At 65.0% G+C, this 21,410-nt stretch carries 19 protein-coding genes; 8 read left to right on the top strand and 11 right to left on the bottom strand.

Features of this window, described 5'->3' with window-relative positions:
- Positions 1-148: 148 nt before the first annotated feature.
- Positions 149-577 (bottom strand): CopD family protein, encoded by a 429-nt coding sequence (locus AC1DUR_RS14250; protein ID WP_477721711.1) that lies wholly within the window; start codon positions 575-577, stop codon positions 149-151.
- Positions 578-1,035: 458 nt separating this feature from the next.
- On the opposite strand from AC1DUR_RS14250, the gene hemB reads away from it, so the two are divergent.
- Together hemB and AC1DUR_RS14240 are read left to right on the top strand one after the other, a co-directional pair.
- The gene (gene hemB / locus AC1DUR_RS14245; protein ID WP_477721710.1) at positions 1,036-2,052 is read left to right on the top strand and encodes a porphobilinogen synthase; all 1,017 of its coding nucleotides are present in this window, start codon (positions 1,036-1,038) and stop codon (positions 2,050-2,052) included.
- Positions 2,053-2,186: 134 nt separating this feature from the next.
- Positions 2,187-3,302, top strand: coding sequence for a magnesium transporter CorA family protein (locus tag AC1DUR_RS14240; protein WP_477721709.1), 1,116 nt, complete (start codon positions 2,187-2,189; stop codon positions 3,300-3,302).
- Positions 3,303-3,410: 108 nt separating this feature from the next.
- On the opposite strand, the gene AC1DUR_RS14235 is transcribed toward AC1DUR_RS14240, so the two are convergent.
- From AC1DUR_RS14235 to AC1DUR_RS14220, 4 genes are all read right to left on the bottom strand, one after another.
- A complete protein-coding gene (locus AC1DUR_RS14235; protein ID WP_477721721.1) occupies positions 3,411-4,073 on the bottom strand; it encodes a glutathione S-transferase family protein in 663 nt (220 codons plus the stop codon).
- 247 nt (positions 4,074-4,320) lie between these two features.
- Complete coding sequence (locus tag AC1DUR_RS14230) at positions 4,321-5,304, bottom strand: amidohydrolase family protein (protein ID WP_477720175.1); 984 nt, start codon at positions 5,302-5,304, stop codon at positions 4,321-4,323.
- Between the two features lie 59 nt (positions 5,305-5,363).
- Positions 5,364-6,053: a dienelactone hydrolase family protein gene (locus tag AC1DUR_RS14225; protein WP_477720176.1), complete on the bottom strand. Its 690-nt coding sequence runs from the start codon at positions 6,051-6,053 to the stop codon at positions 5,364-5,366.
- A 108-nt stretch (positions 6,054-6,161) separates the two neighbouring features.
- Positions 6,162-6,767: a DsbA family protein gene (locus tag AC1DUR_RS14220; RefSeq protein ID WP_477720177.1), complete on the bottom strand. Its 606-nt coding sequence runs from the start codon at positions 6,765-6,767 to the stop codon at positions 6,162-6,164.
- A 108-nt stretch (positions 6,768-6,875) separates the two neighbouring features.
- On the opposite strand from AC1DUR_RS14220, the gene AC1DUR_RS14215 reads away from it, so the two are divergent.
- The 4 genes from AC1DUR_RS14215 to creC all read left to right on the top strand — a co-directional run bounded on the left by AC1DUR_RS14215 (position 6,876) and on the right by creC (position 10,823).
- Positions 6,876-7,622 (top strand): SDR family oxidoreductase, encoded by a 747-nt coding sequence (locus tag AC1DUR_RS14215; RefSeq protein WP_477720178.1) that lies wholly within the window; start codon positions 6,876-6,878, stop codon positions 7,620-7,622.
- Positions 7,623-7,901: 279 nt separating this feature from the next.
- Positions 7,902-8,534: a MarC family protein gene (locus AC1DUR_RS14210; protein ID WP_477721720.1), complete on the top strand. Its 633-nt coding sequence runs from the start codon at positions 7,902-7,904 to the stop codon at positions 8,532-8,534.
- Positions 8,535-8,728: 194 nt separating this feature from the next.
- Positions 8,729-9,427, top strand: coding sequence for a two-component system response regulator CreB (creB, locus tag AC1DUR_RS14205; protein WP_477720179.1), 699 nt, complete (start codon positions 8,729-8,731; stop codon positions 9,425-9,427).
- Position 9,428: 1 nt separating this feature from the next.
- Positions 9,429-10,823, top strand: coding sequence for a two-component system sensor histidine kinase CreC (creC, locus tag AC1DUR_RS14200; RefSeq protein WP_477720180.1), 1,395 nt, complete (start codon positions 9,429-9,431; stop codon positions 10,821-10,823).
- 14 nt (positions 10,824-10,837) lie between these two features.
- On the opposite strand, the gene creD is transcribed toward creC, so the two are convergent.
- From creD to AC1DUR_RS14170, 6 genes are all read right to left on the bottom strand, one after another.
- Entirely contained in the window at positions 10,838-12,214 is a 1,377-nt protein-coding gene (creD, locus tag AC1DUR_RS14195) for a cell envelope integrity protein CreD (protein ID WP_477720181.1), read from the bottom strand.
- Between the two features lie 318 nt (positions 12,215-12,532).
- Entirely contained in the window at positions 12,533-13,087 is a 555-nt protein-coding gene (locus tag AC1DUR_RS14190) for a Crp/Fnr family transcriptional regulator (RefSeq protein WP_477720182.1), read from the bottom strand.
- Between the two features lie 13 nt (positions 13,088-13,100).
- Complete coding sequence (locus tag AC1DUR_RS14185) at positions 13,101-13,742, bottom strand: ABC-type transport auxiliary lipoprotein family protein (protein WP_477721708.1); 642 nt, start codon at positions 13,740-13,742, stop codon at positions 13,101-13,103.
- An 80-nt stretch (positions 13,743-13,822) separates the two neighbouring features.
- Positions 13,823-14,755, bottom strand: coding sequence for an MlaD family protein (locus AC1DUR_RS14180; protein ID WP_477721707.1), 933 nt, complete (start codon positions 14,753-14,755; stop codon positions 13,823-13,825).
- A gap of 23 nt (positions 14,756-14,778) precedes the next feature.
- A complete protein-coding gene (locus tag AC1DUR_RS14175) occupies positions 14,779-15,567 on the bottom strand; it encodes an ABC transporter ATP-binding protein (protein ID WP_477720185.1) in 789 nt (262 codons plus the stop codon).
- Between the two features lie 241 nt (positions 15,568-15,808).
- On the bottom strand, positions 15,809-16,954 hold the full coding sequence (locus AC1DUR_RS14170) for an MlaE family ABC transporter permease (RefSeq protein ID WP_477720186.1): 1,146 nt from the start codon (positions 16,952-16,954) through the stop codon (positions 15,809-15,811).
- A gap of 304 nt (positions 16,955-17,258) precedes the next feature.
- Here AC1DUR_RS14170 and AC1DUR_RS14165 point away from each other — a divergent pair, with 304 nt between their 5' ends.
- Positions 17,259-19,001 carry a GMC family oxidoreductase gene (locus AC1DUR_RS14165; RefSeq protein ID WP_477721706.1) on the top strand — a complete coding sequence of 581 codons (1,743 nt, stop codon included), beginning with the start codon at positions 17,259-17,261 and terminating at the stop codon, positions 18,999-19,001.
- A 120-nt stretch (positions 19,002-19,121) separates the two neighbouring features.
- A complete protein-coding gene (locus AC1DUR_RS14160) occupies positions 19,122-21,380 on the top strand; it encodes a response regulator (protein ID WP_477721705.1) in 2,259 nt (752 codons plus the stop codon).
- The last annotated feature ends 30 nt before the right edge of the window (positions 21,381-21,410 follow it).

The following is a 21,410-nucleotide window of genomic DNA, read 5'->3' as shown; positions in this document are numbered from 1 at the left end:
GCACACCCCTGACATCCTCACTGCGCTTCGCTACGTGTAGTTCCGTCTCCCCTTGCAGGGGACGACGCGTGGCATCCGGCAAAGCCGGCCTGCCCGCGTCTGCTGGTGTGTCCGGTTGTGTCACGGTGCTGGTTGGGATGAACTGTCTCTAAAAAGGCTTGACGACGACCAGGATCACTGCGGCCAGCAGCAGCAGCACGGGGACTTCGTTGAACCAGCGAAACCATTGGTGGCTGCGTGTATTGCGATTGGCCACGAACTTGGCCAGCAGGCGGCCGCAGGCGTGGTGGTAGCCGATCACCAGCACCACCACAGCCAGCTTGGCGTGCATCCAGCCGCTGCCCGGGCCGCGTCCAATGCCGTAGCCGAGGTACAGCCACAGGCCGAAGCCCAGGGCCGGAACCGCCAGGATGGTGGTGAAACGCATCAGCTTGCGCGCCATCAGGATCAGCCGCTCGCGCTCCGCCACGCTTGCCGGCGGCACCATGGCCAGGTTTACAAAAATGCGCGGCAGGTAAAAAAGCCCCGCAAACCAGCTGGCAACAAAAACGATGTGAAGTGATTTGACCCAGAGCATCCAAGGGAGTGTAGCCCCCACGTTTGTAGCCCCCACGCTTTTCACTTCGCGTAATGCGCTGCCCCCGAGGGGGCCGCTGCGCCTGCGGTCTGGCGAAGCCAGTCCCGCGGCCCCTACTGGTTTAGAAACCCGCCCAGCAGTTGAGACCGCCTTCGCTTTTCACTTTGCGTGATGGGGGGGGTTCGCCCCGAGCGGGCAAAAAAATGCCCGGCTGGCACAAGGCCAACCGGGCTGGTAAGCCTTTTTGCTGTCACACGCAAAGGCCCCGCTCAGGGAGGAAAAGCGGGATGCAGCTTCCAAACTGGTAACCACACGCGTGGATTCTAACCACCCCGGACAGGCCTTGGCAATGGGCGTTTGGACAGAATCCTGCAATTTCAGGCCGAAACAAAGCGGACCGCCAAAGCCTGCGGGGCAAATAATTCGTGGCCGGGACGAAGCTTTGGCACAATTTGGCAATGACCCTGCACGCTTCCAACTTCGCCCCCTTCCCCATCGGCCGGCCCCGGCGCCTGCGCCGCGACAGCTTCACCCGCAACCTGGTCCGCGAAAACGTCCTCAGCGCGCACGACCTGATTTATCCGGTCTTCGTCACCGACGGCAGCCAGCGCCGCGAACCCATCGCCTCGATGCCGGGCGTGGAGCGGCTCAGCCTGGATTTGCTGCTGCCGGTGGCCGAAGAGTGCGTCAAACTGGGCATACCGGTCATGGCGCTGTTTCCGGTGATCGACGGCTCCTTGAAGACCCCCGACGGGCGGGAAGCCTTGAACCCCGAGGGGCTGGTGCCGCGAGTGGTGCGCGAGCTGAAGAAGCGGTTTCCCGAACTGGGCGTGATGACCGACGTGGCGCTCGACCCCTTCACCAGCCACGGGCAGGATGGCCTGCCCGACCCGACCGGCTACATCCTGAATGATGAAACCATCGAGGTCCTGGTCGGGCAGGCGCTGACCCAGGCCGAAGCCGGTGTGGACATCGTGGCGCCCAGCGACATGATGGATGGCCGGATCGGCGCGATCCGCCAGGCGCTGGAGGTCAGGAAACTCATCCATACCCGCATCATGGCCTACAGCGCCAAATACGCCAGTGCCTTCTACGGCCCCTTTCGCGACGCGGTCGGCTCCGCCGGCAACCTGGGCAAGGCCGACAAAAAGGTTTACCAGATGGACCCGGGCAACAGCGACGAGGCGCTGCGCGAGGTGGCCATGGACATTGCCGAAGGCGCCGACATGGTGATGGTCAAGCCCGGCATGCCCTATCTGGACATCGTGCGGCGCGTGAAGGACGAGTTTCAGGTGCCCACCTTTGCCTATCAGGTCAGCGGCGAGTACGCCATGCTCAAGGCCGCCGCCCAGAACGGCTGGCTGGACCACGACGCGGTGATGATGGAAAGCCTGCTGGCCTTCAAACGCGCGGGCGCCGATGGCGTGCTGACCTACTTCGCAATAGACGCCGCCAGGCAGTTGCGGCAGGCCTGAGAGCGCCGTTCTGCCTTTCCGCCTTGCCGCCTTGCCGCCCCGCCCGGGGTTACGATCAAAAAAGTAGCCTGGTACAGCCAGCCGGCAAGGGCTACAGGCCAATTTGATACTCAACTGCAGGGGTTTCAGCGTCCATGCGTGTTTTCAACATTTCCTCCGGCAACCAGGGCATTGTCGAAACCGATGCCCTGCCCGCCCAACTGCCCGCGCAGGGCTTTGTCTGGATCGCCTGTGCGCGGCGCGAGTTTGAGGTGCTGCAAGCGCAAATCCAGGCCTGCCTGCAGACCCTGTGCGGCACGCAGCTGGTGGACCTGCATGTCAGCGACCTGCTGAACAACCAGCTGCCTTCGCATTACGACTACACCTCGCAATACGACGTTCTGGTGTTTCGCCGGCTGGCCACCGGCCAGACGGAAACCGATCTGGCGCAACCCGGGCAGCCGCTGCACCAGAGCCGCAAGCGCGGCGGCCCGCCTATCCTGCAGCGCATCGACACCAGCCCGGTCGGCTTTGCAGTGTTTGACCGTGTGCTGCTGACCGTGCATCCCGCTGACTGCGCGGTGCGCGAGGCCTACGCCCAAAAATTGCTCAATGCCACCTCATCCGAATCACGCGATGCCGGTGTCAGGTTGCCGGCCAGCCCGGCAGACCTGATGCTGCGCATCGTCAACCACATCGTGGACGGCTACCTCGCCTTGCGGCGCGAGCTGACACGGCAGCTTGACCATTGGCAAAACGAACTGCTCAACCCCCACACCAGGTTCAACAACTGGAGCGCGCTGATGGAGGCGCGCCTGGCGATGCACCAGCTCGACGAGATTTGTGAAGACCAGCGGGCGGCGACCCAAGACTGGATCGATTCGGTTGAAACCTGGCCCGAGGGCACCACGCCCGCCGCGCAGCGCGAACGCGAGCTGCTCAAGGTGCGCTCCCGCGATGTGCTCGAACACATCGAGCGCGTCGTGCACCATGTCCGCCGTATGGAGCAAAGCGCGGAGACCGCCGTGCAAATGCATTTCAATGCGCAAAGCCACCGCACCAACGACATCATGCGGACCCTGACGGCGCTGACGGCCATCTTCCTGCCGCTGAACCTGATCACCGGATTTTTCGGCATGAACTTCGAGTTCCTGCCCATCATCCATTCATCGTCAGGGTTTTGGTGGACCCTTGCCGTCATGGTGCTCATTGTGGCTGTTGTGGCGGCCGTGTTCTGGCGCAAGCGTTACCTGGCCAGGACCAGCCACTAGCACACGCATCCTGAAGAAAACCACGGACCCCGAAAAGCTGATTGCCCAGATCGATCAGGCGCAGCAAAACGACCCCGCAGCGCAGACGCTGAATGGCCAGACAACTGGCTAAACCCAGGGCTGGGCCAGGCCTTCGGCGGCAAACGCCCGGATCACGGCAGGGCGCGCCAGTACACGCTGCAGATACGGCCCCAGATGGGTACGGTTGCGGGCCGGCGACGAGGCGAAGTTGCGCGTCCAGCGGCACAGCATCATCGCGTAGATGTCCACCGCCGAGAAATCCGCCCCGAGCAGCCAGGGCTTGGCATGGCTTGCTTCAAGCAGCGCCAGCTCGGCATCCAGCTGGTCCAGCATCAGGCCAACCTTGGCCTCGGCATGCGCCTTCAGCTCCGCAACGCCGGCGCTGTTGCCTTCATCCATCCAGCGCTCGGTATAAAAATAAATGATCAGCGTGGCCTGCAGGGTGTTGGTGAGCCACATCAGCCATTTGTAAAAGTGTGCGCGCTCGGCGCTTCCCAGCGCCGGCGCCAGGCCGGCCTGCGGATGGGTGTCGCACAGGTGCAGGCAGATCGCGGCGGATTCGTAGAGCACCAGATCGCCATCGGCCAGCGCCGGCACCAGGCCGTTGGGATTGATCCGGCGATAGGTCTCGCTGCGGTGCGCACCCGTGGAGGTGTCGACCAGGATTTTCTCAAACGGCACGCCCAGCTCTTCAAGCAGGATATGCGGCGCCATGGCGGCGGAACTGGGGGAGTAATACAGCTGGATCATCTGCACATTGTGCCCCCACGGTCGCTCACTGCGTGTAGCTCCCTGCCCCCCGAGGGGGCCGCTGCGCCTGCGGTCTGGCGAAGCCAGTCCCGCGGCCCCTGCTTGAATGGTCTTGGCCCCCACACCCCCCCACTGCGTGTGGTTCGCTGCCCCCCCCGGGGGGGCGCTGCGCCTGCGGCCTGGCAAAGCCAGTTCCGCGGCCCCTGCTTGGTTGAAGAGTCCGCTGCGATCACGCACTTTCCGGGCACTATTTCTCCATGACGCTAAAAATTTCGGCCGCATTGCCCCAGGCAATCTTGCGCGCCACGTCGGCGGGCAGGTCGCCCAGCCAGACTCTGTATCCTTTCATTAAGTCGTCGTAATACAGCCAGCGCTGGTTGATCCAGGTGTCCGATCCGATCATGAAGCGGCCGGGATATTTGAGCAGCAGCGCGCGCCACTCGGCGCACAGTTTCCCGCCGTCACAGACCAGACCGGGGCGGTAAGACAGCTCACCCATGAGCTGCGGGTATCTGGCCAACAGCTCATCCACCCGCGCCACGGGCGGGCCGCCAATGCCGGTATGCGCCCAGATCAGCCGGGCTTCGGGTGCATGGGCCATCAGCAGGTCAATCGCCGTGTCGTCCACATGGGCAAGAACCGCCAGCCGGTGCTTCGCGGCAAACTGCATGAGCTTTTTGGCCACCGGCCCGTTGGTCTCCTTTGCGTTGGCGCTGTCATACAAATGGAATTCGCCAATGCCCTTGTAAGGCCCGGCCTGGTCGCCGGAAACACCGCGGGCAAATTCCGACCGCACCATCTCGTAAATCGATTCATCGCGGAACCAGTTGTCGTAGTCGGCGCGGTTGCGGTAAAGGCGGATGAAGGGCACGACCGTGACACCGGCCTGCCGGGTCTGCTCCAGCGCGGCCAGCGCCCGGGTGCCGTCATTAGGCCGCGAGTTGGCCACGATGGCCTTCACGCCGTTGCGCTTCATGCGGGCCAGCACATCGGCCGGGCCGTGCGGGCCGCTACACGAAGCCCCCACGCTTGTCGCTTCGCGTGCCTTCGGCGTTGCGCTGCCCCTTTCATGAGGAAAAGGGGCTGAACTTGCTTGGGGCGGCCCGGCGCTGCGTTCCCTGCAATTCCAGGCTTCCTCGTTGTAGTGCAGGTGGGCATCAAACAGCGGGCCGGCATAGTCAGCCGCATGGATTGGCGTGCTGAGCGCTACCAAACCAATCGCTGCGAACATGCACTTCAACAGGGCCCGAGGCCCCATCGACCGGCAACCCGCAACCGCCGGCATGGACGTCAGGCCAGCTTGGCGGCAAAAAAGGCCAGCGAACGCTCGCGCGCCAGGTTGGCCGCTGCCTCGTTGTAGGAGCCGCGCTGGTCGCAATTAAAGCCATGGTTGGCCGCGTACACATGCACTTCCACTTCCGGGTGCGCCTTGGTGAACGCGGCAATGCCTTCCATCGGGATCCAGTGGTCCTGGTCGCCGAAGTGCGCCATGACCGGGCACTGCGGCTGGCGCGCAATTTCGTCCTCGGCCGTGATGCCGCCGCCGTAATAGGCGACGGCCGCGCTCAGGCCCTTGAGCATGCAGGCGGCATGCCAGGTCAGCAGCCCGCCCCAGCAAAACCCGATGATGCCCACCTTGCCGCCGCTGGCCTGGGCCGCATGGTCAATCGCCGCCTGAATGTCTGGCAGCACCCCGGCGCCCGGCAGCGCGGCCACGGCGGTTTTCAACTCGAAGCCGGCCGTCATGTCGGCCTCGGTGTAGCCCAGATCCACGTCGGGTTTGACGCGCGCAAAGGTGGCCGGCGCCACCGCCAGGTAGCCCTGCGCCGCGAAGCGGTCGGCAACGGCCCGGATGTGCGAGTTGACGCCGAAGATTTCCTGCAGCACCACGACCGCGGCGCGGGGTGTGCCCTCGGGCTGTGCCACGTACGCCGGAACGGCGAAACCATCGGCAGACTTGAGTTCAATGAATTGGCCCATGAAATGCTTACTCCTCTGTTGGAAACCGGCGATGCCGGGATTGAAAATCGAAATCAGGCAATGGAACGGCAAGTTGAACGGCAAGGGGCCAGGTGCTGCCAGGTGGCCCTAGCCGGCCTTGAGCTTGCGCTCCACAAAATCGAGCCTATCCTGACCCCAGAACAGCTCTCCGTCAACCACATAGCTGGGCGCGCCGAACACGCCGGCGTCAATGGCCCGCCGCGTATTGGCCTCGTAATGCGCCTGCACGGCCGGGTCGCGGGACTGCTCCAGGCGCCCGGCATTCAAACCGCATTCGGCGAGCAGCTCGGCCAGCACTTGCGCATCGGCGATGTTGCGCTCGCGCACCCACACCGCGGTGAAGATCGCGCCGCCTATTGTCATGGCCGCATCGCTGCCGTCGTGCAGGTCCACCGCGATGATAAGGCGCGAGGCATCGTCCCCGGCCACCGGGAAGTACCGGGGCTTGAGGTTCAGCGGCATGCGCAGGTGGTCCGAGAAGCGCCGCAGCTCCAGCAGCCGGTAGGCCTGCCGCTGCGGAGCGCGCTCGCCCAGCGGCAGCCCGCCTGAAACGGGAAAAACCTTGCCGCCCAGGTCCACCGGCATCACGCGTACCGCCGCGCCGCTGGCACGGGCCATCTGCGCAAAGCGCTCATGCCCCAGGTAGGTCCATGGGCTCTGCGCCGAGAAGTAATAGTCCACTGATGAGCTCAAAACAGTCTCCGGTTGAAAGTGCGCGCCATCCGGCACCAATTAAAGTACATTGACCTGATTCAAGCCCGGTTTGTACACGGGATTGCCCTTTTTTGCAGGAGACAGGCCTTGTCCAAAGTTGTTCTGATTACCGGGGGCTCGCGCGGCATTGGCGCGGCAGCGGCCCTGCTGGCAGCCCGGCAGGGTTTTGCGGTTGCCGTCAACTACGCCAGCAATTCGATGGCGGCTGAGGCGGTGGTCCGGCAGATCCGCGAAGCCGGGGGCCAGGCCCTCAGCGTGCAGGCCGACGTGGCGAAGGAGCGCGAGGTGCTGGCCATGTTCGAAACGGTCGATGCCAAACTCGGCCGCCTGAACGCACTGGTCAACAACGCGGGCGTCGTGGACCAGACCACGCGGGTCGACGGCATCACGCTGGAACGCCTTCAGCGCATGTTTGAAATCAATGTGTTCGGCTCTTTTCTCTGTGCCCGCGAAGCGGTCAAACGCATGAGCACGCGTTATGGCGGCAGCGGTGGCAGCATCGTCAATGTGTCCAGTGCCGCCGCCCGGCTCGGCTCGCCGGGCCAGTATGTGGACTATGCATCGGCCAAGGGCGCCATCGATACCTTCACCCTTGGGCTGGCCAAGGAAGTCGCCGCTGAAGGCATCCGGGTTAACGCGGTTCGCCCGGGCGTCATCGAGACCGACATCCACGCCTCGGGCGGGCTGCCCAACCGCGCGCGCGACGTGGCGCCCCAGGTGCCGATGCAGCGCGCCGGCACTGCCCGGGAAGTGGCTGAATCGATCGTCTGGCTGCTGGGCGACCAGGCCAGCTACACCACGGGCGCCTTGCTTGACGTCGCCGGCGGCCGCTGATGGATGGCATGGCCCCCACGATTTCGCTTTGCGTAAGGCGCGAGGCCTTGCAGGCCGCGGCTCGCCAGACGCTTCGCCTCTGTCGCCTGTCCAAACCTGCTCAAGCAGGCTTGGAGCCGCAGGCTCCAGCCCCTCGGGGGCTAATTTCCCTAGGGGCGGCCCGTCGGGAAATTTGGCCCCCACGCTTGTCGCTTCGCGTACTTCGCTGCCCCCCGAGGGGGCTAATTTTCCTAGGGGCGGCCCGTCGGGAAATTGCATGGACTCTTTGAAAGAGCAATGATGGACTTCAAACCTTTGGTGACCCTGCTGGCCATCGTCAACCCGCTGGCCATCGTGCCGTTTTTCATTCACTACACCCAGGATTTTTCAAAGTCGCAGCGGCAGCGCACCATCGCCACGGCATCGTTCAGCGCCTTTGTCGTGATTGCCATCAGCGCCCTCGCGGGGCTGCAGATTCTCGAGTTCTTCAGCATCTCGCTGGCAAGCTTCCAGGTGGGCGGCGGCATGCTGCTGCTGATCAGTTCCATGAACATGCTCAATGCCCAGCCAGCCGAAGCCAAACCCAACACCCACGAGATGGAGGACGGAGCGGAAAAGGCGGCCAGGGGTGCCAGCATCGCCGTGGTGCCGCTGACCATCCCGCTGCTCACCGGCCCGGCCACCATGTCCACCGTGGTGATCTATGCGGAAAAGGCCAAGACGTTTTTCCAGCTCGGCACCCTGGTGGGCTACGGCGTGGTGATCGGCCTGGCGACGGCGTTGTGCTTTTCGCTGGCCGAACCGATTGCCCGCGTGCTGGGGAAAACCGGCATCAATGTCATGACACGCCTGATGGGACTGATACTGGCCGCGCTGGCCGTGGAAGTCATGGCCGACGGCCTGAGCAAGTTGTTCCCTGTGCTGCGCAGTTAAATGGCCCCCACGCTTTTCACTGCGTGTAATGCGCTGCCCCCCGAGGGGGCCGCTGCGCCTGCGGCCCGGCAAAGCCGGTTCCGCGGCCCCTGCTGGAGCAGAGCCCTGCGCAACCTTCCGGTCGCCCTGTATCGACGGATGAGGCGGCCCGGCGGAAAAACATTCTTTGCGGGGGCGATCCCGCTTTGCTGCGGATGACCAGCGCACGTATCCTGCTGGTCGAAGACGACCCCGCGATCGCCCGCTCCATCATTTACACCCTGGAACGCGACGGCCTCACCGTGACCCACAGCCTGCTGCTGGGCGACGCACGCACCCAGATCAGCCGGAGTCCGCCCGATGCGGTGATCCTTGACGTCGGCCTGCCCGACGGCAGCGGCCTGGATTTGTGCCGCGAGCTGCGGGCCGCCGGCAACCTGCCGGTGCTGATGCTCAGCGCCCAGGGTGAGGAAATCGACCGCGTGCTGGGGCTGGAGCTGGGCGCCGACGATTACGTGAGCAAGCCCTTCAGCCCGCGCGAGCTGCTGGCGCGCGTGCGCAGCCTGCTGCGGCGCGCGCGCATGCCGGCCCCCGCGCCAGCGCTGGCTGGCAATCCTTTCGAGATCGACACCGCGGGCCAGCGCGTGAGCCTGAACGGCCGCCCGCTCAACCTGACGCGCCGCGAGTTCGGCCTGCTAGCCGATTTGCTGCGTCACCGCGAACGCATTCGCTCGCGCGATGAGCTACTCAATGCGGTCTGGGGCACGGATTCGGACAGCACGGACCGCACGGTGGATACGCACATCAAAACCCTGCGCGCCAAGCTGCAGGAAGTGGCGCCGGAGCACGACTACATCGTGACCCACCGAGGCATGGGCTACAGCCTGGATATCAACCGCGCCAAAGGCAGCTGACATGCGCCTGGGCATACGCCTGCTGTTCGGTTTTTTCCTGGTCACCGGCCTGGCGGCGTTCTTCACGCTGCGCGTCTTCATGGCCGAAGTCAAACCCAGCGTGCGCGAAGTCATGGAAGACATGATGGTGGACACGGCCAATATCCTGGCCGAGCTGGCCGGCGACGACCTGGCGGCCGGCGCCATCGCGGACGGCCGCTTTGCCGGCCATGTGCGCAGCTATGCCAGGCGACCGATTGATGCGCAGATCTGGGGCCTGGCCAAGCAGTCGCTGGATTTCCGCGTGTACGTCACCGACGCGGACGGCAAGGTGGTGTTTGATTCCGAAAACGTGGCGACGGGCCAGGACTATTCACGCTGGCGCGACGTGGCCCGCACCCTGCGCGGCGAATACGGCGCGCGCGCCACCCGCGAGGTGCAGCAGGACGACCGCACGTCGGTGATGTATGTGGCAGCACCTGTGCAGAGCGACGGAAAAATCATAGGCGTGCTGACCGTCGCCAAGCCGATGTCCACCATCCAGGCCTTCATCGACCGGGCCGAGCGGAAGATTTTTCTGAGCGGCCTGCTGCTATTGGTGTTGTCGCTGGCCATCGGTGTGGCGGTGACGCTGTGGGTGGTGTGGAGCATTCGCAAGCTGCGCCACTATGCCAACGCCGTCGGACAGGGTGCCAAGCCCGCGGTGCCGCAAATACCGGGTGAGCTTGGCGAGCTGGCCATGGCAATCGATGCCATGCGCCTGAAGCTCGAGGGCCACGAGTACATAGAAGATTACGTGCGCGCCCTGACGCACGAGCTCAAAAGCCCGCTCGCCGCGATCCGCAGCGCAGGCGAGCTGCTGCAGGACGATCTGCCCGAACACGCGCGCCGCGAGTTTTCGGGGCAGGTACTGGCCCAGTCCAGCCGCATGCAGGCGCTGGTGGACCGCATGCTCGAGCTGACGAAGCTGGAGCAGCGCCATGCACAGGTAGAGCGCGAGCGCCTTCTTTGGGCCGGCGTCCTCAAGCCCTTTGAGGTGGCGGCCGGCGGCCGGGCCCAGCATGCCGTCAAAGTCGTAGTCAGCCCGGAACATGCCGGCGTGCATGCGGAGCCCGGCCTGCTGGGCCTGGCGCTGAGCAACCTGCTCGAAAACGCGCGCTCGTTCGCGCCCCAAGGCTCGACCATCACGCTGGAGGCCGGGCCGGACCGCATTGCCGTGCAGGACAGCGGCCCCGGCGTGGCGGACTACGCCCTGCCCCGCCTGGGCGAACGTTTTTTCTCGACAGTGCGCCCCGACGGCCACACCAAGGGCTCGGGTCTCGGGCTGGCCATCGTGCGGCAAATCATGCTGCTGCATGGCGGCCGCATGGTGGTGCGCAACACCCAACCCGGCTTGCGGGTCGAGCTGCATTTCTAGCCGGGCGGCGCCCATCAGCCTGCCACCTTCGCGGGTTCGGGCTTGGCGGGCTCCATCTGCTTGAAGCGCGCATACCAATCTACCCGGCGCGTCAGCATCATGACGGCGGCCAGCACGGCGAACAAGGCTACAGCGCCCAGCAACAGGGCCGTCTGCTCCATCCGTAGCAGCACAAACAGCATGCCGTACAGGGTGGCAATGCCCAAGCCAAAGGGCAGGCCGCGCGACCAGCGGCCCAGCATGTGGCTGGCGTAGTAGGTCAGCAGGAGTACGCAGGCGGCCGAGGCAATCGCGTAGGCGCTCTCAAACGGCATGTGCTCGGACAGGCTCACGAGCAGCAGGAAAAACATGCTCATCGCCGCACCGACCAGCAAATACTGGATGGGATGCACGCGCAGTGACTTCATGAACTCGAACAGCCCCACCGCTAGAAAAGTCAGGCCAATGAAGAGCAGACCGTATTTGGTGGCCCGGTCACTGAGCGCGTAGGTATTGGATGGATCGACAAAAGTCACGCTAAAGGCCTCCACGCAGGAGCCGTGGGCCGAGCCATCGCCATAAGACGGGCAGGCACCCTTGCGCTTGGCCGCATCCCTTTGCGTGACGTCCTGCTGCGCCGTGCTGGCCAGCGAGCTCACACGCCAGTTGGCCTCGAACCCTTCCGGTGTGATCTTGCGGTCCACCGGCAAAAATTGGCCGCCAAAACTCGGGTGCGGCCAGTTGGACGCGAGCTGCATCCGGGTATCGCCGCCCAGTGGCACCACCGAAATGCTTTCGGTACCCACCAGTTCCAGTTCGAGCTGTACCTGCAGTGGCAGGGCGCGCACCATGGCGGGCAGCAGCGACGCATGCACGCCGCGCGGGTAGCTGCCGTAGAACGTGCCCGGCTTAAGCGCCAGCACCTGGTCGCCAACCTTCACGCTGGCATGGCGAATGCCGCGCGCATCGGACACCGCCAGCATCAGCAGTGGTTGGCCGCAATTCATGCGCGAGCCTGCATGTTCAGCGACAGGTTTGAGCGCCTCCGTGTCGGTCCATTCGGCCACCAGGTCGGCCTTCAGGCTGAACACCTGCGTCGCATGCAGCCCGCGGGCGCGCGGCTCCAGCTTGCTGCTGCCCTTGAGGGTGAGCGAAGCCGGCGCAGCAACCAGCAGGAATTCGCGCCGCTCGCTGTGCACCTGCCTGTCGGAATTCCTGACCTCCCATTCCTCGGTGCAGGCCATGTGGATGAGCGGACCCGTCAACGTCTGCGGGCCGGCCAGGCTTTGGGCCACGCTCTGGATGGCGATCTGCCGGTGGTTCTGGCGGTCCTGCACCACGTCGCTGATTTTCAGCAACGCGAGGACCAGCAGTATCAGCACCAGGGCCAGTGCTGCGAATTTTTGTTTCATGACGTCCTTTCGTATTGACAACGAAAGGAAGTGTGCAAACCGCGTGTGAAGTCCAGATGAGGTGCCGCCCGCCTGCGTGAAGTCAATGTGAAGCCCCCACGCTCCCCCACTTCGTGTGGGTCGCTGCCCCCCGAGGGGGCCGCCCGCCTGCGGCCCGGCAAAGCCGGTTCCGCGGCTCATGCTGGGTTGAAGAGTTCTGTGGGCGCGACCAGTGGGGGTATTTCACCAGTGGGGGCCGCGGGTCCGGCTTCGCCGGCCCCAGGCGCCGCCCCCTTGAGGGGGGAACGGGCTACACGAAGTGAGCCCGGACGGGGGTGGTCATTTTTTTCTCAGCAGCTTGACCAGCTGGTTGCTGGTGTTGCGCAAGCGTTGCGCCATCAGCTGGGTGATTTTCACCAGCAGCTTGGCGCCCACGCCGGGGTGGTCGCGGATCAACCGGGCAATTTCATGGCGCCCCCACACGCCGGCCTCTACGGCTTCGATTGCGGTGCAGCTGGCGTAGCGCGGCTCGTTGTCGAGCATGGACATGTCACCCACGGCCGCGCCGCTGCGCACCACGGCCACCCGCGAGACCGAGGCCGGCGCACCTGCGTCCGCCGCATCGCCCTGCGGCTCGACGCGCTTGGTCACGTCGACGGTACCTTTGAGGATCAGCATCATCCAGTCACCCGACTCGCCCTCCCGGATCATCACCTGGCCAGGCTCGGCACGCACCAGCAGCATGGAGGCGCCCAGGATGTCGGCCTCCGCAGGGGTGAAGTCCTGCAGCAGCGGAGAATTCTGCAACAGGCCGGGGCCATAGGCGCTCAGCCGCTCGCAGCAGCCAAACACGTGCAGGCCGGCAGTGTCGAGTTGCTCTTGAAGTGTCTTCATGGATGCCGCTGATTTAGCGCGCGGGCGCCTGCTGCAACCACTGCTCCAGCTCCTCGATCGCCGCATCGGTGGCCGCCGTCAGCGCCCGCACGCCGCCGGGGGCATCCGCACTGGGCGCGGGACGCTGCACGATCACATGGCGCTGCGCCACCAGCTTTTCGCCGGCGGGCGTGACGTCCACCAGCGTGGCGCGCAGGCGAATCAGGCCGACACTGGCATCGGGTGCGGTGAAGAGGTGGCTGAACTCCTCCAGGTCCAGCCGCAGTAGCCGCGGAAGCACCGCGTTCTGGGTACGGTTAAGGGCCGCGCTCTCGCCGGCGTTGAACACCGCGCGGCGCTGGCTCAGCCGCTCGCGCAGGCGCTGGCGTATCAATTGTGCGGGCGGCATGCTCCAGCGCGCCTGGGAATAGGGGCGCAGCTGTTGCGCGTCCGCATAGGCCAGGCGGTAGAGCAGCGCCATGTTGTCCAGCGCGCCGCCACTGGTTCCGATGTCGTCGATCGCCAGCGGCGGCAAGGGCGCCTCGCGTGTGCCGGGATTCGTTGACAGCGCACCGGGCCCAAAGTCATACATGGTGGCGCGCGTTGGCTTGTCCGGCAGGGCCGAGCAGCCGCCCAGCGCCAAGGCCACAGCCACCGAACAAAAAAGATATTTCATCCAGTAAAACCGCCCGGCATCAGCTATTGAATTCATAGCATCTTGACGGGGTTTGTGATGGGATTTGAAAAAAATCAGCCTCATTTTTTTTCTCCGTTGACGGAAAATCCTGCCTCGCCGGGACCGGGCACCTGCGGGCCATTGCCGAAAATCAGGGACTGCGGGTTGTCGTCCACCGCGTTCACGGTGCGGCGCAACTGGCGCATGGCACGCGCGGCCTCATCAGCCACTTCACCCAGCTTGGGCAGCGTGGCGGCACCGAAGGTTTCCACGCCCGCGGCCAGGGCCGTCCCGCCTTCAGAGAGCTTGTCGAGCGCTCCGCCTTTTTCGCTCAAGCGGGTGGCTGTCGTGCTGACGTCGTCTGCGGCCGTCTTGACGGATTTCAGCGTGACGGTGGCGTCGCGTGACAGGCCCAACAAGGTCGCCACCGTGGGCTCAAGACCCTTGGCCACGCGGTTGAGGCTGCCGGCCGCCTCGCCGAGTTGCGTGATGGCAGAGGTCGCGGCGGCCTGGTTCTCGTCGGACAGCAGCTTGTTCAGGCGTGTGCTGGCCTGCTCCACCTGGTCAAAGATCACATCGCTTTGCTTGAGCAGCTTGTCCAGGCCGCCCGGCTTGAGCGGTATGCGTGGCGGGTCTTCGTCGTTGGGCACCAGGCGTTCCGGCGAAGAGTCATCGTCGTCGAGCTGAATAAACCCCAGTCCCGTCACGCCTTGGGAGGCCACCGTGGCAAACGTCGATTTCGTCACGGGCGCGCTGCGGTCTATGGACACACGGAGCAGCACATTGCCCTTGACCTTGTCGTCAAAGCCGATGAACTCGACCTTGCCGACCGGTACGCCGCGAAAACGCACCGCGGCCTGGGGCTGCAGGCCCGAGACGCTTTCGCCGGTACTCATTTCATACAGGTCACGCTGGGTGTTGTCGCGCGTGAGCCAGATTGCCAGCAACACCAGCAGGGCAGTAACCACCAGCACAAAGGCGCCGGCGGCCATGGCATGGGCTTTGTTTTCCATCTTGAAGACCTTTCTGGTTTGCGCTAGACCGTGAAGGGGTATTCGCGCAGCAGTTCCATCGCGCGCTGGCCCCTTTCGCCAAGAAAAAATTCGTGAATGAAAGGATGCGGGAAAGCCACCACTTCCCGCGGCACATCGTTCACGATGACACGCTGCTCGGCCAGCACGGCAATGCGGCTGCTGAGTTCAAACAGCGTATCGAGGTCGTGCGTGACCATCACCACGGTCAGCTCCATGTCCCGGTGCAGCGCGCGCAGCAAGGAGCAGAAACTGTCCGAGCTGTCGGGGTCCAGCCCCGCCGTGGGTTCGTCCAGCAGCAGCAGCGGTGGATCCATGATGAGGGCGCGGGCCAGCGCCACCCGCTTGACCATGCCGCCCGACAGGTCGCTGGGCATCTTGTCGGCCGTATCCGGGCTCAGGCCCACCATCTGCAGCTTGACCATGGCCGCTTCACGGATCAGTGCCAGCGGCAGGGTTTTGAGTTCGCGCAATGGGAAAGCGATGTTTTCGAGCACGGTGAAGGCCGAAAACAGCGCCCCCTGCTGGAACAGCATGCCGACACGCCGCGCCGCGCCGCGCTTGCCCAGTTCGGCGGCCGGTTTGCCCAGCACGGTGATCTCGCCACGGGTCGGCGTTTCGAGTCCCAGCATCTGCCGCAACAGCACCGTCTTGCCGGTGCCGGAGCCACCCACCAGCGACAGCACCTCGCCACGCACGACCGTCAAATCGAGGTCCTTGTGCACCACAGCTTTGCGGTCGCCGTTCTCAAAAACGGTCCACAGCTTCTTGATTTCAACGACAGCGTCAGTCATATCGAAACCCGTACCTGAAAAGTGATGGCGGCTCTTCCTCCCAGCAGGGGCCGCGGGACTGGCTTTGCCAGACCGCAGGCGCAGCGGCCCCCTCGGGGGGCAGCGCAGTACACGAAGTGACAAGCGTGGGGGCTCTTCACCCCAGCAGGGGCCGCGGGACTGGCTTTGCCAGACCGCAGGCGCAGCGGCCCCCTCGGGGGGCAGAGAGCTACACGCAGTGAGCGAACGTGGGGGCAATACTTCATATGCCCACGCTTTTAAACACGACCGCAAACAGCGCATCCACCAGAATCACCACAGTGATCGACGTGACCACCGAGGCGGTGGTGCCCTGCCCCAGGCTCTCGGTATTGGGTTTGACACGCAGGCCGTAATGGCATCCCACCATGGCGATCAGCACGCCGAACACGACCGACTTGCCAGTGGCCAGCGTCAGGTTGGCGGCATCCACTGCCCGCGGCAGCGAGTTGATGAAGTACGAGGGCGTCACGCCCATGGAAATGTCGGCGGCCAGCATGCCGCCGAGCAGGGCGGCAATCGTGGTCCAGACGCTGATCAGCGGCATCACCACCGCCAATGCCAGCGCCCGCGGCATCACCAGCCGGAAGCCCCGGGCGATGCCCATGACCCGCATGGCATCGAGTTCTTCGGTCACGCGCATCACGCCAATCTGGGCGGTGATGGCGGAGCCGGAGCGCCCCGCAATAAGAATGGCCGCCAATACCGGCCCGAGTTCCCGGATCAGCGAGATGCCAAGAATGTTCACGATGTAGGCATCTGCTCCGAACTGGCGCAGCTGCTGCGAAATCAGGTAGGCCAGCACGACGCCGATCAGAAATCCCACCAGCGCGGTAATGGGCAGCGCCGTGGCGCCAATGTGGTACAGGTGACCCGAGAGGTCACGCCAGGGGCCCTCCCTCGGGTGCCGGACAAGCCGGATGATGTCGAGCAGCAACTGGCCCACCAGGCGCACCAGGCCCTTGCTGTGGTCGACCAGGCCCAGCGCCCGGTTGCCAAGCACCACCAGGAGGTCCTTCCAGTCGGACCCGCGTGGTTTTGGCGGGTCGACCGCGAATTTGGCCACGGTCTCCAGCACCGCGCGCTGGCTGGGTTCGACCTGCAGCTGTGCCGGCCAGTCGCGGCCCCAGTGATTCCACAGCACCTGCGCACCGAGGTGGTCGAGCTTGTCGACCAGGCTCAAATCCCAGCGGACGGCTGACGCCTCGCCAGAGGGCGCGGTATGGCGACGCAGGGTGTCGAACTGTGCTGTCAGGGCGTCCCACACCGGCTGGCCCGTGAGGCCCGACGCTGTCCACGCCCCGCGCACGACAAACAGCCGGCCTTCGGGCGTGTCCTGCTGTTCAATGCGGGGAGTGGATTCTTCCATAAGCATGAATGAGCCGGGACGCGGGCCGGCGACCTTTGCATATGCGTCCAGCGCAAAATTGTCATGGTAACTGCTGCCAATACCCATTCGGGCAGATGCGCACGGTCTGTCGCTCTGGTCCTACAGCAGGGTTGCCGCCACCGGGGCCAGCGGGTAATCCCCGCCGCGGGGCCGGCCAGCTTTTGCCACAATCTGAAGCTGGTCAGTTCTGCGTTAGGCAAGGCAGGCAGTATCCCCCGCTACCCCGCCCAAAAACAAGTCACCCCACAGCCCCCACCGGGGCCGCAAGACCAAAAGCACACCCATGCAAGACGAGAACCAGGTTTTTGACTACATCATCATTGGCGCCGGCACGGCCGGTTGCCTGCTGGCCAACCGCCTGAGCGCCGACGCCTCCAAACGCGTGCTGCTGATTGAGGCCGGCCGCAAGGATGACTACCACTGGATCCACATTCCCGTGGGCTATCTGCACTGCATTGGCAACCCGCGCACCGACTGGCTGTACAACACCGAACCGGACGCCGGCCTCAATGGCCGGGCGCTGCGCTACCCGCGCGGAAAAACACTAGGCGGCTGCTCAAGCATCAACGGCATGATTTACATGCGCGGCCAGGCGCGCGACTATGACCAGTGGGCGGAGCTGACCGGCGACAGCGCCTGGCGCTGGGACAACGCCCTGCCCCATTTCAAGCTGCATGAAGACTACTACAAGGGCGCGGATGCCGTGCACGGCGCGCGCGGCACCGCCCCCGAGCTGATGCAGGACAAGCTCAACCCCTACCAGAAGCTGCTGCGCCACCGCAACGCGGGCGGCGAATGGCGCATTGAAAAGCAGCGGCTGCGCTGGGACATTCTGGATGCGTTTGCCGAGGCGGCTACCCAAGCCGGCATTCCGGCCACCGCGGACTTCAACCGGGGCGACAACGAAGGCGTCGGTTATTTTGAAGTGAACCAGAAAAACGGCTGGCGCTGGAACACCGCCAAGGCCTTCTTGCGGCCGGCCTGCTATGGTCGGCCCAATTTTGAACTCTGGACCAGTGCCCAGGTGTGCAAGCTGGTGATCGAGCCGCAGCCCGATGGCAGCCAGCGCTGCACCGGGGTCGAGGTATGGACCGGGCAGGGGCGCATCACCGCGCTGGCCACCCGGGACTCGGAACACATGGGCGAAGTCATTCTGTGCGCCGGCAGCATCGGCTCGCCGCAAATTCTGCAGCTCTCGGGCATCGGCCCGGCCGCCCTGCTGCAGCAGCACGGCATTCCCGTGGTGCAGGACCTGCCCGGCGTCGGCGCCAATCTGCAGGACCACCTGCAAATCCGCTCGGTCTACAAGGTGCAGGCCCTGGAAGGCGGCAAGCGCTGGGGCCTGTCGCTCAACACCATGGCCAACTCGCTGTGGGGCAAGGCCCGCATCGGGCTCGAATATGCGTTTCGCCAGACCGGTCCGATGAGCATGGCGCCGTCGCAACTGGGCGCCTTCACGCGCAGCTCGCCCGAGCAACCCTACCCGAACATCGAGTACCACGTGCAACCGCTGTCGCTCGATGCCTTTGGCGAACCGCTGCACAATTTCAATGCCTTCACGGCGAGCGTGTGCAACCTCAACCCGACCAGCCGCGGCACCGTGCACATCAAGAGCGGCCATTTTGAAGATGCCCCGGCCATCGCCCCCAATTACCTGAGCACGGCGGAGGACCGCCAGGTGGCAGCGGACTCGCTGCGCGTGACGCGCCGCATTGTCAGCCAGAGCGCGCTGGCCAAATACCGACCTGAAGAATTCAAGCCGGGCGTGCAGTTCCAGACCGACGAAGAACTTGCGCGGCTGGCCGGCGACATTGCCACCACCATCTTCCACCCGGTCGGCACCACCAAAATGGGCCGCAGCGACGACCCCCTCGCGGTGGTGGACTCGCACCTGCGGGTACGCGGCGTTCGTGGCCTGCGCGTCGTCGATGCCGGGGTGATGCCGCTGATCACCAGCGGAAATACCAACTCGCCGACGCTGATGATCGCGGAGAAGGCGGCGCAATGGATACGCGAAGGGGTGTGAATCCGCCGGGCGGGCGGCCGGGGGCATGGCTGGTTTGTCGCTGGTTTGTTCCATAAGCCGCGTTGGCGGGCAATAATGGACGCCAGCCCCCATTGAGCCCCCACAACACCTCGATGCCCCATGCCCCACCGTCAACTTTCGCTGGAACTGGAGAAACTGCGGCAGCTTTACCTGTCCAGGTTGCCGCAGGAGGTGCAGCAGCTGCAGGGCGCGCTCAGCCAGTTCAGGCAGCACGACGACACCGACGCACGCACCGACGCGCTGGCGCGGGCGCACAAGCTCACCGGCTCTGGCGGCACCTTTGGTTTTCCGCAGATCAGCGCGGCCGCCGGCGCGCTGGAGCAGGCGCTGGTGCGCTGCCAGGACACGGGGCTGGCACTCGGACCCGAGGACGCCGGCCTGCTGGACACCGGCCTGCAAGCGCTGCTGGCCGCGCTGGCGCTGGCGCAAGCCGGGCCCCCAGCGGGGGCTTCGCAGGCATCAAAACCCGCGCCAGACGCGCAGCCCCCTGCCCGACTGATCGACATCATCGAACCCGATCCGGACGTGGCCGACGACCTGGTGCGCCAGCTGGGTCAATCGGGCTATCGCGGCCGGGTCTTTGACAGTCCCTCAAAGCTGGCCGCCAGCCCGGCCGACGGCGCGGCAGCGGCCATCCTGGCCAACGTGAGCCTGCCCGGGGAGGAGGAGCTCGTGCTGCGCGCGCTGGTCCGGCCCCGCCCCGGCGCTTCGGCGGGAATACCGTTGATCTTCATGGCGGGAAGTACGGATTTCCAGGCCCGGCTGCGTGCCGTGAGGGCGGGCGGTGTCGGCTATTTCCCCCACCCGCTGGATGTGCGTTCGCTGCTCGGTTTCCTGGACCGCATCACCTCCGACGAGCCGTCCAGGCCTTACCGCGTGCTGATCATCGAGGACGATGAACGTCTGGCCGGTTTTTATGCCGAGGTGCTGCAATCGGCCGGCATGGAAACCGCCATCGTGACCGATCCCACCACCGTGACGGGCCCGCTCACGGCGTTCCGTCCCGACCTCATCACCTGCGACATCTACATGCCCGACTGCAACGGCATGGAACTGGCCGCGCTGATTCGCCAGCAGGAGGAGTTTGTCCGCATCCCCATCGTCTTTCTTTCCACGGAGACCAGCCTGGACAAGCAGTCGCAGGCGCTCAAGCAGGGCGGCGATGACTTCATCATCAAGCCCGTCGAGCCCGCCAACCTGATCGCGGCGGCGCAAAGCCGGGCACGTCGCTACCGCAGCCTGCTGGCCGCGGAAGACACGCTGCGCATCAGCGAGGAGCGCTTTCGCCTGGTCTTTGAAACCAGCCTGGACGGTTTCATCCAGACGCAGGCCGATGGCACCATTGTCTCGGCCAACCAGGCCGCCTGCAACATGTTTGGCATGACCGAGCAGGACTTGCGCCATGCCGGGCTCGCCGGCCTCGTGGACGACGCCGGCCCGCAGCTGCAGGACATGCGGAGCAGTCCCGGAAAATACCGGGGCGAGCTCATGTGCGTGCGTCGCAACGGCGTGAAATTTCCGGTCGAAATTTCAGCATCGCAGCACGTCAGCAGCCACGGCGATATCCAGGGCAGCATCATCTTGCGCGACATCACCGAGCGAAAGGTCGCCGAAGACAACATCATGCGGCTCAACACCGAACTCGAACAACGGGTGGAACGGCGAACCGCTGCGCTGACAGCGGCCAACCAGGAACTGCAGGCTTTTTCGCATTCGCTGGCCCACGACCTGCGGCAACCCTATATTGCCATCAATGGCCTGGCGAGCCTGCTGGAGCGGGAAATGGCGGCCCACCTGACAGCGCGCGGCAAGGATTACCTGAACCGCATACGCGCCGGCGTCAGCCAGATGAACGACCGCACCGACAGCCTGCTGTCGCTGGCCCAGCTGTCGCAGGCGACGACCCGACCCGAAAAGGTGGACCTGGCGGCAATCTGCACCACCGTGCTGGCCACGCTTCAGGCCAAGGAGCCGGCGCGCCACGTTCAAACCGAGGTCGAGGCGCCGCTGGAAGCCGACGGCGATGCCAGTCTGCTCCAGCACCTGCTCGGGCATTTGCTGGGCAACGCCTGGAAGTTCACGTCCAGGCAGGCCAGCGCCCTCATCCGCGTCAGCAGCCAGCCCGACTCCGACGGGAAGACGGTTTACTGCATCGCGGACAACGGCGCCGGTTTTGAAATGGCCTATGTCGACAAGCTGTTTGGCGCCTTCCAGCGGCTGCATTCCCCTTCGGAGTTTTCAGGCGCCGGCATTGGCCTGGCGATGGCGCACCGCATCGTCACGCGGCACGGCGGACGGATCTGGGCCGAATCGGCGCCCGAGCAGGGTGCGCGCTTTTACTTCACGCTGGGCAGCTAAAGCATCTTGGCGTGAAAAGACCGATGTCGC

It is taken from the genome of Polaromonas sp. P4_F4, assembly GCF_056401355.1.
This window is presented reverse-complemented; position numbering and strand designations above follow the sequence as displayed.

What these genes read in the sequence shown, in the direction of transcription:
- AC1DUR_RS14250 (WP_477721711.1), bottom strand. Translation starts at nt 577, where the DNA reads ATGCTCTGGGTCAAATCACTTCACATCGTTTTTGTTGCCAGCTGGTTT.
- hemB (WP_477721710.1), top strand. Translation starts at nt 1,036, where the DNA reads ATGACCCTGCACGCTTCCAACTTCGCCCCCTTCCCCATCGGCCGGCCC.
- AC1DUR_RS14240 (WP_477721709.1), top strand. Translation starts at nt 2,187, where the DNA reads ATGCGTGTTTTCAACATTTCCTCCGGCAACCAGGGCATTGTCGAAACC.
- AC1DUR_RS14235 (WP_477721721.1), bottom strand. Translation starts at nt 4,073, where the DNA reads ATGATCCAGCTGTATTACTCCCCCAGTTCCGCCGCCATGGCGCCGCAT.
- AC1DUR_RS14230 (WP_477720175.1), bottom strand. Translation starts at nt 5,304, where the DNA reads ATGTTCGCAGCGATTGGTTTGGTAGCGCTCAGCACGCCAATCCATGCG.
- AC1DUR_RS14225 (WP_477720176.1), bottom strand. Translation starts at nt 6,053, where the DNA reads ATGGGCCAATTCATTGAACTCAAGTCTGCCGATGGTTTCGCCGTTCCG.
- AC1DUR_RS14210 (WP_477721720.1), top strand. Translation starts at nt 7,902, where the DNA reads ATGGACTTCAAACCTTTGGTGACCCTGCTGGCCATCGTCAACCCGCTG.
- creB (WP_477720179.1), top strand. Translation starts at nt 8,729, where the DNA reads ATGACCAGCGCACGTATCCTGCTGGTCGAAGACGACCCCGCGATCGCC.
- creC (WP_477720180.1), top strand. Translation starts at nt 9,429, where the DNA reads ATGCGCCTGGGCATACGCCTGCTGTTCGGTTTTTTCCTGGTCACCGGC.
- creD (WP_477720181.1), bottom strand. Translation starts at nt 12,214, where the DNA reads ATGAAACAAAAATTCGCAGCACTGGCCCTGGTGCTGATACTGCTGGTC.
- AC1DUR_RS14190 (WP_477720182.1), bottom strand. Translation starts at nt 13,087, where the DNA reads ATGAAGACACTTCAAGAGCAACTCGACACTGCCGGCCTGCACGTGTTT.
- AC1DUR_RS14185 (WP_477721708.1), bottom strand. Translation starts at nt 13,742, where the DNA reads ATGAAATATCTTTTTTGTTCGGTGGCTGTGGCCTTGGCGCTGGGCGGC.
- AC1DUR_RS14180 (WP_477721707.1), bottom strand. Translation starts at nt 14,755, where the DNA reads ATGGAAAACAAAGCCCATGCCATGGCCGCCGGCGCCTTTGTGCTGGTG.
- AC1DUR_RS14175 (WP_477720185.1), bottom strand. Translation starts at nt 15,567, where the DNA reads ATGACTGACGCTGTCGTTGAAATCAAGAAGCTGTGGACCGTTTTTGAG.
- AC1DUR_RS14170 (WP_477720186.1), bottom strand. Translation starts at nt 16,954, where the DNA reads ATGGAAGAATCCACTCCCCGCATTGAACAGCAGGACACGCCCGAAGGC.
- AC1DUR_RS14165 (WP_477721706.1), top strand. Translation starts at nt 17,259, where the DNA reads ATGCAAGACGAGAACCAGGTTTTTGACTACATCATCATTGGCGCCGGC.
- AC1DUR_RS14160 (WP_477721705.1), top strand. Translation starts at nt 19,122, where the DNA reads ATGCCCCACCGTCAACTTTCGCTGGAACTGGAGAAACTGCGGCAGCTT.